The 12,012-nt window shown below is 67.3% G+C and carries 10 protein-coding genes; 7 read left to right on the forward strand and 3 right to left on the reverse strand.

Annotated elements, in window-relative coordinates; all coding sequences use genetic code 11:
* The first annotated feature begins 92 nt into the window (after positions 1 to 92).
* Positions 93 to 386, forward strand: a complete 294-nt coding sequence (locus tag DJ74_RS16855; protein ID WP_094523131.1) for a hypothetical protein — start codon at positions 93 to 95, stop codon at positions 384 to 386.
* Positions 387 to 576: 190 nt separating this feature from the next.
* Here the strand turns inward: DJ74_RS16855 and DJ74_RS16860 are convergent, their stop codons facing one another.
* The 3 genes from DJ74_RS16860 to DJ74_RS16870 all read right to left on the reverse strand — a co-directional run bounded on the left by DJ74_RS16860 (position 577) and on the right by DJ74_RS16870 (position 3,852).
* Complete coding sequence (locus DJ74_RS16860; RefSeq protein ID WP_094523133.1) at positions 577 to 1,437, reverse strand: methylenetetrahydrofolate reductase; 861 nt, start codon at positions 1,435 to 1,437, stop codon at positions 577 to 579.
* A 145-nt stretch (positions 1,438 to 1,582) separates the two neighbouring features.
* Positions 1,583 to 2,785, reverse strand: a complete 1,203-nt coding sequence (locus tag DJ74_RS16865; protein WP_094528002.1) for a hypothetical protein — start codon at positions 2,783 to 2,785, stop codon at positions 1,583 to 1,585.
* Positions 2,786 to 2,916: 131 nt separating this feature from the next.
* Positions 2,917 to 3,852, reverse strand: a complete 936-nt coding sequence (locus DJ74_RS16870; RefSeq protein ID WP_094528003.1) for a succinylglutamate desuccinylase/aspartoacylase family protein — start codon at positions 3,850 to 3,852, stop codon at positions 2,917 to 2,919.
* A 296-nt stretch (positions 3,853 to 4,148) separates the two neighbouring features.
* On the opposite strand from DJ74_RS16870, the gene DJ74_RS16875 reads away from it, so the two are divergent.
* The 6 genes from DJ74_RS16875 to DJ74_RS19340 all read left to right on the forward strand — a co-directional run bounded on the left by DJ74_RS16875 (position 4,149) and on the right by DJ74_RS19340 (position 12,011).
* A complete protein-coding gene (locus DJ74_RS16875) occupies positions 4,149 to 6,722 on the forward strand; it encodes an FAD-dependent oxidoreductase (protein ID WP_094528004.1) in 2,574 nt (857 codons plus the stop codon).
* A gap of 213 nt (positions 6,723 to 6,935) precedes the next feature.
* Positions 6,936 to 9,485, forward strand: a complete 2,550-nt coding sequence (locus DJ74_RS16880) for an FAD-dependent oxidoreductase (protein WP_094528005.1) — start codon at positions 6,936 to 6,938, stop codon at positions 9,483 to 9,485.
* Positions 9,486 to 9,522: 37 nt separating this feature from the next.
* Positions 9,523 to 10,776 (forward strand): threonine ammonia-lyase, encoded by a 1,254-nt coding sequence (ilvA, locus tag DJ74_RS16885; protein ID WP_094528006.1) that lies wholly within the window; start codon positions 9,523 to 9,525, stop codon positions 10,774 to 10,776.
* A 52-nt stretch (positions 10,777 to 10,828) separates the two neighbouring features.
* Entirely contained in the window at positions 10,829 to 11,431 is a 603-nt protein-coding gene (locus DJ74_RS16890) for a cyclodeaminase/cyclohydrolase family protein (protein WP_094528007.1), read from the forward strand.
* Between the two features lie 59 nt (positions 11,432 to 11,490).
* A complete protein-coding gene (locus tag DJ74_RS19335; protein ID WP_158217267.1) occupies positions 11,491 to 11,667 on the forward strand; it encodes a hypothetical protein in 177 nt (58 codons plus the stop codon).
* 191 nt (positions 11,668 to 11,858) lie between these two features.
* Entirely contained in the window at positions 11,859 to 12,011 is a 153-nt protein-coding gene (locus DJ74_RS19340) for a hypothetical protein (protein WP_170938284.1), read from the forward strand.
* Position 12,012: the final 1 nt, after the last annotated feature.

Here is a 12,012-nt window from a genome sequence, read left to right on the forward strand (position 1 = left end):
TCTTAACTTAACACGGCGGTCCCGTCCGCACAAAGGTTTATGCGCGGTTGCCTCCACATTTTCATATCCGGCGGGAACCGGAGCGGAAGATCATGTCATCACTCATCGGCGGAGCGCAGAACTGCAAACGATGCGGACACGAGGTAGAGAGCGGGCACGATACCTGTCCGAGCTGCTATTTCAACCCGAAGTCCAAGGGGCTTCGGGTCGCCCTCGCGCTGTTGATGGCCGTTATCATCCTGATGACGGCCGTGCTACTGCTCCCGTTCCTGTCACTGTTGTTCGTCAGGCTCGCTGGAGTCGCATTCCTCCTCGCCCTACTCGTGTTCGTCATCTCGTTCGTGTCGACCCCCTACCGGTTCGGATCCCTGTTCCTCTGGTTTTGAGCGCCGACGAGCGGTCACGTCCTCGCGTTCCCCGGCCCGTCGACCGCTCTCCGGGAACTCCTCGTTCGAAACGCTACTCGTCACGCGTCCGTCCGGTGAGGTCACTCGACGCGGACAGCAATTACGCTAGCGGGAGTCAAACGAACGACGTAGCGGGGATCAAACGAACGACGGCCACGGACGAGAACCGCTATCGGCCGAGCCGTTCAGTGCGCCACGATTCGGTGTCCGGCGTTTGGTTGAACGTGTAGATGTGGATCCCCCTGATCTTGTAGTGATCGTCGTCCGCGTACGGCGCGAGCCCGTCGATGAGGTCGTCGGGCTTGTACACCCCCCGCGATCCGACGAGCTGCCTTACAAAGCCGAGTATGCCGGTCGTCTTCCGAAGGAACTTGATCGAGTCGCCGACGCCGACCTTCTGTGAGATCTGCATCAGGCGCTGGTAGTTCATCACGCCCGGGATGCCGACCTCGACGGGGAGGTCGACGCCGTCGTCGCGGATGTCGTCGATCCACTCGAGCACGGCGTCGGGGTCGTAACAGAGCTGTGTGACGAGGTAGGTCGCGTACGGGCTTTTCTTCGCCATCGCGTCGGACAGGGCCTCCGCGTCGAGGAAGTCGTGTCCCTCGGGATATCCGGTGATGCCGACCTCGTCGAAGGAGTGGCCCAACTCGTCGAGAGCGACCAACAGGTCGTGTGCGGACTCGAACTCGCCGGCGGGCTCCTCGCGGTCGCCGCCCGGCACGAAGATGTCCGTCACGCCGGCGTCGGTGAGGCGCTCGGCGATCTCATCGAGGTGGTCGCGATCCTCGACGTAGCGCGCGGCGATGTGCGGCGAGACGTCGTATCCGAGTGCGGCCGCCTGCTCGGTGCGCTCGACCGTGGTGTCGATCCCGAGCTGCGGAGACGTGGTGACGGCGATCGTCGCGTCGTCCGGCAGGTGCCGGATCTCGTCCTCGAAGCTCTCGAACGGCATCAGTTCGAATCGTGCGTCAGTGAGAAGCGCTCCGACGCCGTCACTCCGCTTGATCGCTTGCGTTCCAGCCGACATTACTGTTCATACGTAAGTGGTAGACCTATTTCCATCTGTGGGTTCCCCAGTCAACCAGTTTAAATGGTAGTCGTTACCATTACTCGTTCGACGCCCGGATCGCCGCGTAGCGCCGTCCGATCGCGGCTTGAATCGGGTCGCAGCGTCATCCGCTCGCGGTCGTACACTGCCGAACGCGTGCGGCGGCCTCTTCGTAGGTAACCTCCCTGTCGGGGGCTTTAGAGAGGCGGCACATCACGAGGTCTAGGAGGTCGAGTTGGTCCAGCAGTTCCCGGGCGTAGCCGTCGTCAAGGTCGAGGTCCCGTCTGACCTCGTAGACGGTCGACGACCGCACGACCGACTCGATGACATCTCCGATCTCGACGTCGTCCGGCAGGCCGATACCGTCGGCGACGAGTTTGGCGTCGGGGAACGACCGCCGCGAGTCCTCCTCCGTGGACGGTTCCACGGAGGAAGACTCCACGGGGGACCCGTCCCGTTCGGACGCCTCATCCCGTTCCGACGGTCCGTCCGCCGTCCCCTGATCGGTCCGCCCGTCTGTGGTCGCCGTCTCGTAGGCGGTCGGCTCGTGGACCCCGGCGTCGATCATGTACCGCCGGACCGTCTCGGCGGAGACGTCCATCGCGATCGCGTCCCGCATCTCGGAGAACGTATCGCACTCCGCGTAGAGCGCCCGGAGGTAATCGACGTCCTCGTACGGCGGCATCGACTCGTCGCGGACCGCCTCCACGCCGTCACTCGGGCCACTCTCGGACAGGTCACTCTCGGACGGGCCACTCTCGGACAGGTCACTCTCGGACGGGTCACTCTCGGACGGGTCACCACCGGCCGGATCACTCCCGACCGGATCAGTCTCGGACGGGTTACTCTCTGCCGGTTCGACATCGCCGACGGCGTCGGTGACGGCCTCACGGCGAGCGTGTTCGACCATCGATCCGCCGTTGCCGTCTGTGACGGCGTCGCCCGTCACACTACCCTCCGATTCCGCAGGCCCGGCGGCTGGAGGATCGATGGTCAGGTCGAGGGCCACTTCGAGCGCCCCGTGCGTGACCTCGACCGTTCGTCCGCTCACCTCGACGGTCGCCGCCGTCGATGTCGGGAGCGGAACCAGCTCCGGCACCGTCAACTCGACCGCGAGCCCGCCGTCGTCGGTGAGCGACGTGGCCTCCACGGTCGGCTCCCGGTCCGTCTCGTCAGTCGGCGTCGAGCGGAGAGGCACCAGCACCTCCATATCGACGCGGAGCGTGGAGCCGTCCGTCGTCGCCTCGACGTTCCGGACCGACCTGCCGCGCGACTGCTGGTTCCCGACGAGCGTCGAGAGGACGTCGAAGGTGGTCTGGAGCCCCATGACAATGCTATTCTATGACATAACGTACAATAAGCGTGCGTGGGGAATACTGAACCCGTTTAATATAATAATCGAATACGTGAAGCTCTTTAAACCGGCGGCACGTGGTGTCGACGCCTGTTCGCCGAGTCTCACCCGCGGGTCGCGACCGCCGCGAGACGCTCCCCCTCGACGACGACCCCGCGAGCCAACGAGTAGACGACGCCGGCCTCGGAGACGGTGACGGTCCCGAGGCGTTCGAACGAGGTCGGACGGTACACCGCACCCAGCGCGTCGCCCGCCTCGAGACGGTCGCCGACCCCGACCGACCGTCGGGGCTCAAACAACCCCGACTCCTCGGCGATGGTGTGTTCGAGACTGTTCCGGAGCACGGTCTGAACCGCCGGTGCGGACGGTTCTCCCTCGAGGACCCGCATCTCCCGGAGTACGTTCATGACGCCGCTAACGCCGGTTTCGACGGCCGACCGATCGACCGTTCGACTGTTCGATAGCTCCGCGGTGATCGCCGGGATCCCGACGCGCTCCGCGGCGTCCCGGAGCATCCCGGTGGGCCCCTCGTCCGGGTCGGCGAGCAGGTACTCCGTCCCGAAGGCCCTCGCGAGCCCGCGCGCGTCGGAGCCCTCTCCGAACCTGACGTGTGCCAGCATGTCCGGCGTCCCGGTGTGGAGGTCGACGACCGCGTCGGCGTCGGTCACCAGCTCCCAGAGCCGGGCGGCCACCCGGTCCTGGAAGCTGCCGGTCTCGTCGCCCGGCCAGACCCGATTCAGGTTCGCGTTCCGCGCGTCGTACGCCGTCGGCGTGACGTACGACCGGTGATCGAAGGCCAGCGGGTTCGCCACCGGCACGGCGACGACGGTGCCCGCGAGGTCAGCCTCGATGAGCCGCTCGTGGAGGTGCCGCAACGTGACCGGCCCGTTGAGTTCGATACCGTGTTGTGCCGCCTGCAGGTAGACGGTCGGCCCGCTGCCCCCCGCGTACCGGTGGACCGTTGCGTCGACGGTCGCGCCGGAGGGATGTCGGCTGAGGCGGCGGTCGGTCGTCGTATGAGTTACCGGCTCGTACTCCATGGTCTGACCCGGCGGTACAGGGGCAAAAGCCCCGGGCTCACCCTCGTTCGTCGAGGGGCCGTGATCCCCTCGCGGACCGTCGCGACCGATCGCCACGGGAACCGGGAGGGACGCGACGGACATCGAACGCCAACGCGACGGACGCCGAGATGGGACACCAGACGACTCGAGCGAGGCGGGCGACGGCCGCGAAACCACATTCTGACAGGAGCCGGACGGGTTGAGGGGAAACGGGCCCCAAAGACGGCCTATGCGACAATTATATTCCGCCGCCATAGCGAGATACAGTCGTATTTATGCAGCCCACAGAAAGCCTGCCGACGCAGGCCGACACCGTCGTCATCGGTGCCGGAATCGTCGGCTGCAACGTCGCGTACCAGCTCACGAAACTCGGTCGGGAGGACGTCGTGGTCGTCGATCAGGGCCCGATGCCGACCACCGGCGGGTCTTCGACGCACGCGCCGGGGATCATGTTCCAGACCGCGGAGCCGAAGACGCTCAGCCAGTTCGCCGACTACAGCCGAGAGCTCTACTCGGAGCTCGAGGGCGCCGACGGCAAGCAGGCGTACAACGAGACGGGCGGCATCGAGGTCGCCCGCAGCGAGGAGCGAATGGCGTTCCTCCAGCGGCGGGTGGAGGCGGCGAAGGCGTGGGGGATCCCGGATCCGCAGCTGCTCTCCCCCGAAGAAGTGACCGAGCACCTCCCGCTGGTCGACGAGGAGCGCATCCTCGGCGGCTACTACTCGCCGACCGACGGGCAGGTCTCCGGCGTCATCGCCTGCGACGCGCTGGCGCGGGCCGCGATAGACCGGGGGGCGACGTTCGTTCCGCACACGCGCACGGAGGACGTCGAAACGGCCGACGGCGGGGTTCAATCGGTCGTCACCGAGAACGGCACCATCGAGTGCGACGACGTCGTCGTCGCGACGAACATCTGGGCGCGGCAGCTCGGCGAGAAGCTCGGCGTCCACCTGCCCGTGACGCCGGTCGAACACCAGTACACGATGACGGAGTCGCTCGACGAACTGGGCGACGCCGCCGTCGACGTCGCGAACCACCCGCTGTTCGAGAACTACCGCAACGTCTCCGGCGAGAAGGCGAAACGGTTGCTCGTCGGGCCGGACCGTCCGATCCTGCGCGATCAGGACAACGCGATGTACTTCCGGACCCACGGCGATTCCTACGGCATCGGCTCGTACAACCACGAACCGATCGTGCCGGATCCGATGGAGCTCGGCGGCAACGATCCGGACGGCGAGCAGGGATCGGTCCACGAGTTCACCGACCAGCACATGAACAACGCGACCCACCCGGACCGACCGCACAAGTCCCCCCGGCAGGCCAGCGACGAGCTGCTGCCGGCGACAGAGGGGAAGGAGCTCGAGTTCAAGTACAACGGGATGTTCGCCGAATCGCCGAACGGCCTGCCGGTCATGGGTCCGGTCCAAGAGTGCGACGGGCTCTGGACCGCGGCAGCGATCTGGGTGACCCACGCCGGGGGCGCCGGAAAGGCGCTGGCGGAGTGGATGGTGAACGGGGTCCCGCGGCTCGACGACGGCCCGATCGACCTCGCGGACAGCGACGTGAACCGGTTCGACGCCCACGAGGGGTCGTGGGACTTCGCCCGCGACATCGGCGCCGAGGAGTACCGCATCGTCTACAACGTCATGCACCCCAAGTGGGTCTGGACGGACAAACAGCGGGACATCCGGCGGACGCCGATGTACCACACCCACAAGGAGATGGGCGCGGAGCTGTGGGCCGAGGCGGGCTGGGAGGAACCGCAGTGGTTCGAGTCCAACGCCGACCTCGTCGACCGGTACGCCGACCGGATCCCCGACCGCGACGGCTGGGAGGGGAAGTACTGGTCGCCGATCGAGGGCGCGGAGGCCCTGCACGTCCGCGACGCCGTCGGGCTCCACGACATGACCTCGTTCAACAAGATCGAGGTCATCGGCAGCGACGCCGAGGCGTTCCTCGGGCGCCTCTGTACGAACGCGATCGACCTCGACGTCGGCGACATCACGTACACGCTGCTGTGTAACGAGGGCGGGGGCGTCCGGGCCGACATCACCGTCACCCGGACCGACGACGACCGCTATCTCCTGTTGACGACCGGCAGGGAGGTCGGGAACAACCACGTCGCATGGGTCCGCAACCACTCCCCCGACGACGTGGTCGTCAACGAGGTCACGTCCGACCTCGCGGCGATGGTCTGTACCGGTCCCGACGCTCGAAAGGTCCTCTCGAAGGTGATTGACACCGACCTCTCCGACGAGGCCTTCCCGTTCTACACGAGCCAGGAGACGTTCGTGAACAACGTTCCGGTGCGGGCGATGCGGCTCTCGTACGCGGGCGAGCTCGGCTGGGAGCTCTACACCCCCTCCGAGTACGGCGAGCAGCTCTGGGAGCACGTCCTCGAGGCCGGCAAAGAGTACGACATTCGCCCGTACGGCAACGGCGCGCTGAACGCGCTCCGCATCGAGAAAGGGTTCCGGCTCTGGGGCGAGGACCTCCACACCGAGCACAATCCCTACGAGGCGGGCCTCGGGTGGGCCGTCGACCTCGACACCGACTTCATCGGCAAGGCGGCCGTCGCCGCCGCCGCGGACGGGGATAACATCAGCCACGAGGTCGCCTGCCTGACGCTCGACGACGAGACCGCGACGATCCTCGACGACCGACCGGTGCTTGATGGCGACGAGGCGATCGGCTACGTCCACAGCGCCGAGTACGGCTACACGGCCGGCGCCTGCGTCGCGTACACGTACCTGCCGCCGGAGTACGCCGAGCCGGGCACCGAGGTCGACGTGCTCTTCGAGGGCGACCGCTACGCCGCGACCGTCCGCGAGGAGCCGCTGGTCGACTGAGGGATCGGAGCACCGCTGGATCCCGGGTCGTGCCCCGTCGGGTCACAGATCGTTTCCCATCGCTGTCACGTTGTGGTTTGCCACCGGGGACGTGAGACGGTCCGGTCGTCGCCGGACACCCCGATACCGCCGCACGCTACCGGTTTCACCGTTCTTCGCCCGTATTTACCGATGTATTTATGAGACGGACACGGCCATTCTTTGAGAGAACTAATGTCTAGCACGAAGCCTCCCACGAAGGCCAAGACCGTCGTCATCGGCGCGGGTGCCGTCGGCTGCAGCGTCGCCTACCACCTGAGCGAACTCGGGGCCGAGGACGTGGTCGTCGTCGACCAGGGGCCGCTCCCCGTCACGGGCGGATCGTCGGTCCACGCGCCCGGGATCATGTTCCAGACGTCGCCGTCGAAGATACAGACGAAGACGGCCCACTACACGAGCCGGCTGCTGTCCGACGCGGGCGTGTACGACGAGGTCGGGGGCATCGAGCTGGCCCGGAGCGAGGAGCGGATGGACTTCCTGCGCCGGCGCGTCGAGTGGGCGACCGCCTACGGCCTGCCGGAGCCCGAGCTACTGTCGCCCGAGGAGGTGACCGAACACCTCCCGCTGGTGAACGAAGAGGAGATCTTGGGCGGCTACTACTCGCCGACCGACGGCCGCGTCGACGGCATCAGCGCGCTCCAGTGGTACGTTGAACACAGTTCCGCGGACTTCTACGGGAACGTCGAGGTGACGGACATGGAGGTCACCGGCGGCGAGATCGGCGCGGTCGTCACCGACGACGGCCGCATCGAGTGCGATCGGTGCGTCATCGCGACGAACAACTGGGGGTACCAGACGGGTCAGCTCGCGGGGCTGGACCTCCCGATCGCGCCCGTCGAGCACCAGTACGTGGTCACGGAACCGATGGAGGAGCTGGCCGACGCGGACAGCAACGTCGGCGAGAACACGTCGGGGCTCGACGTGCCCGGCAACCGCGACATCCAGGAGCAGATGAGCGAGGGGCCGCACCGACCGGTCGGCCGCGATCAAGACCACTCGCTGTACTTCCGGACCCACGGCGACGCGATCGGGCTGGGGTCGTACAACCACGAGACCCTGTCCGTCGACCCGGAGGCGATGGGAACGAACACCGAGGAGAGTCAGGCGTCGGTCCGCGGCTTCACCGAGGAACACTGGACGAAGCCGACTCATCGGTACCGCGACAAGTCGGCGAAGCAGGCGTTCGACGAACTCCTGCCGGCGACCGCCGACGCCGAGTACGCCGCCACGGAGAACGGCATCTTCGTGTTCACGCCGGACGGGATGCCCGCGGTCGGCCCGACCGAAGTCGACGGCCTCTGGTCCGGGCTGGCCATCTGGTGGACCCACTCGGGCGGCTACGGCCGCATCATCGCCGAGTGGATGGAGAACGGCGTCCCGCGGCTCCCGTCGGGTCCCGTCGACACCGGCGGCATCCACGTGCGACGGTTCGAACCCCACGCCGGCGAGAAGGACTACTTCGTCGACCGGGGAGACACCCGCTACGAGCAGGTGTACATGAACGTCGAACCGCGGTGGCAACCCGACGACCACCGCGGGCTGCGGACGAGCCCCTTCTACGCCCAACAGCAGGCTCTCGGGGCGGAGTTCTACCAGTCCGGGGGCTGGGAGACGCCGCAGTGGTACGAGTCCAACGCCGACCTCGTCGACCGCTACGCCGACCGGATCCCCGAGCAGGACGGCTGGCAGGGGATCAACCGGTCGGCGATAGAGGGCGCGGAACACCTTCACACCCGCGAGAAGGTATCGATGTTCGATATGACGACGTTCAGCTCCATCATGGTGGAGGGCGACGGCGCCGGTGAGTTCCTCCAGCGGATGTGCAGCAACGACGTCGACATCGAGGACGGACAGGTCCGGTACTCGCTGCTGCTGAACGAGGGCGGCAACATCCTCGCGGACGTGACGGTCGTCCGACTCGACAGCGAGGAGTACATGGTCACGACCGGCGGCGGCAACTCGCCGGGCATCCACGGCGGCTGGCTGGAGGACCACGCCCCGGAGACGGTGTCGGTTACTATCGAGGAGAGCGCCCGGTCGACGATCGGCCTGTGGGGCCCGAAGTCCAGGCTCCTGCTTCAGCGGTGTACGAACGCCGACGTCAGCGACGAGGACTTCGGCTACTTCACGGCCAAGCAGATCTACGTCGGCGAGGTGCCGGTCGTCGCGCTGCGGGTCTCCTACGTCGGTGAGCTCGGCTGGGAGCTGTGGGCGCCGAGCGAGTACGGGCAGCGGCTCTGGGAGACGCTGTCCGAGGCCGGCCGGGACCTCGACGTGCGGCCGATGGGCGGGGGCGCCTTGGAGTCGATGCGCCTCGAGAAGGGATTCCGACTGTGGGGAACCGACATCGACACCGACTCGAACCCCTACGAGGCCGGGCTCCCGTTCGCCGTGGACATGGACACCGACTTCGTCGGCAGGGAGGCGCTGCAGGCGGCCCGTGAGGACGGCATCGACGACCGGATCGTCCCCCTCACGCTCGACGACTCGACGGACGTCATGCTGAGCGGACGGCCCGTCATGATCGACGGTGAGGCCCAGGGGTACGTTCAGGCGGGCGATTACGGCTACTCGATCGGCGAGTCCGTCGCCTACACGTACCTCCCCGACGAGTACGCCGAGGCCGGCACGTCCGTGCAGATACGCTGTGAGGGCGAGACGTACGACGCGACGGTGCGCGGCGAACCGCTCTTCGACGCCGAACGAGACAAGATCCTCCGATGAGCGCCAGTATCACGGACCCGACCGTCCAGTTCGCCCGATGACCAGCACGAACTCAGACGACCTCCCCGTCACGTACGCGGACATCGAGCGGGCCCGCGACCGGCTTGACGACGACACCGTCGTCAAGCAGACGCCGATCGAGCGGAGTTCGTCGCTCGACGAGTTCGTCGGTGGGGAGGTGTACCTCAAGATGGAACACCTCCAGTGGACCGGCTCGTTCAAGACGAGGGGCGCGTACAACAAAATCCGCAACGAGGTCGAGGCGGGCGTCGACTCGTTCGTCGCCGCGAGCGCCGGGAACCACGCGCAGGGGGTCGCGCTCGCGGCCACGAGGTGCGGGGCGGAGTCGACGGTCTTCATGCCGGAGAACGCCCCGCAGGCGAAGGTCGAAGCGACCCGGGGCTACGGCGCGACCGTCGAACTCGTCGGCCGGGACTTCCAGGAGACGATGGCACACGCCCAGTCGGCCGTCGAGGGCACCGACGCGGGGTTCGTCCACGCGTACGACGACGTCGACATCATCGCGGGACAAGGGACCCTCGGGATCGAGATGTACCACGACCTGCCGAACGTCGACACCGTCGTCGTCCCCATCGGCGGCGGCGGGTTGATAAGCGGCGTCTCGACGGCGATCAAACACCTGTCGCCGGAGACGAGGGTCGTCGGCGTGCAGGCCACCGGCGCCGAGACGGTCCACGAGAGCCTGGACAAGGGGTTCCCGGTGACGCTGGAGGAGGTCGACACCATCGCCGACGGGATCGCGACCGGCGGCATCTCCGAGACGACGCTCCGGATGATCCAGCAGAACGTCGACGAGGTCGTCACCGTCACCGACACCGAGATCGCCCGGGCGATACTGCTGTTGATGGAGCGGGCCAAACAGGTCGTCGAGGGGTCCGGGGCCGCCTCGGTGGCGGCCATCCTGAGCGACGACCTCGACGTCAGCGGCGAGACGGTGATGCCGCTGCTCTGTGGCGGGAACCTGGACATGACGCAGCTCCGGACGGTGCTCATCTACGCGCTGGCGGCCCGGAAGCAGATCCTCCGTATCCGCGTCCGGATCGACGACCGACCCGGACGGCTGGAGGAGATATCCGGCGTCATCGCCGACTGGGACGCCAACATCCACGACGTTAGACACGACCGATCGGTCGACGACCTCGACGTCGGGGAGGCGTACCTCGTCTTCGACGTCGAGACGAGCGGCGCGGAGCACGCGGCCGACATCGTCGACGGCATCGCCGCGGAGGGGTACGAGGTCGACGTGGTCAACCACCGGTCGGACGCGTGACGCCGCGTCGCCGAGTGGGGGTTTTGATTAGTCTCTGTCTCCTCGATCGGGTATGAACGACGAGACCCAGTCGGTCGCCGACCTCCTCTCCGACGTCGCGTCGGCGTCGGTGTCGCCGGCCAGCGGCACCGTCGGCGGCGTCGTCGGGGCGATGGGGACGGCGCTCTGTGAGATGGTCTGTATCCACCTGCGGGAGGCGGAGGTGAACACCGACGCCGACCTCGCCGAGCTCCGGCGGACGCTCGAGTCGGATCGGGAGCGCCTGTTGACGCTCGCGGAGGCGGACGCGGCGGTCGTCGAGGCGGTGTTCGGCGCGGACGGCGTCGAAGAGGATCCGACGATGGACGAACGAGCGACGGAGGTGCCGCTCGCGCTCGCCGAGACCTGTCTGGCCGTGCTCGAGACGGCGACGGTCGTGACCGGGGTGGCGGACCGTCCCGTCGTCGTCGACGCCGGGATCGGCGCGTCCTTCGTCGACGCCGCGCTCCGGAGCGCGCTCTTCACCGCGCGGATCAACGCCGCGTCGGCCGACGACGAGTCGTTCCGCGCGGAGACGGAGCGCCGCGCGACCGACATCGAGGCGGCGGCGGACGACGCGGTCCGACTGGCGACGCAGAACGCGGGGACCGACCGAATCGACCGCTCGGCGGAGTAGGTCGACACGGCCGAAGCGCTTAGGAGCGTGGTCGTGGTACGCCAAGGCGGCCAGAGGGAATGTCAGTAGAGTTCCGAACGCTGATCCGCGGGTTCATGTGCGTCGGTGGGGTCGTCTTCGCGGTCTCGGGCGCGGTCACGGGATCGCTGTTCGAGGTGGTATTCGGTGTGTTCGCCGCGGTCCTCGGCGGATTCGGGCTGTGGTGGGACCACCGCGAATCGTCGGACGAGACGTAGCTCGTCCCCCGATCCGTCTCCCGGGAGCGGGCCGCTGGGCTCGACGGCGGCGCGACTGTCGCGAGATCCGTCGACGGGGTCCGAACCGGGGTCGCCCTGCGGCCACCGCGTTTCCCCGCCTCTTCACCGGGAGCCGGAGGCCGTTCCGGGCTGCGGAACGTATAAACGACCCGCACGACGTACTGCAGACGATGGACGACCTCGTCCCGAAGGGAGCCACCGTTCTCGCGGTCCTGCTCGCAGTGGGTGCCTTCGTCACGTTGTTCGCGCAGCGCCCGGTCGTCGCCGGCACCCTCTTCGTGTTCACCGCGTTCTCGATCTATATCAGGGAGACCAATAAGTGAA

The organism is Halorubrum sp. Ea8, assembly GCF_002252925.1.
GTDB lineage: Archaea > Halobacteriota > Halobacteria > Halobacteriales > Haloferacaceae > Halorubrum.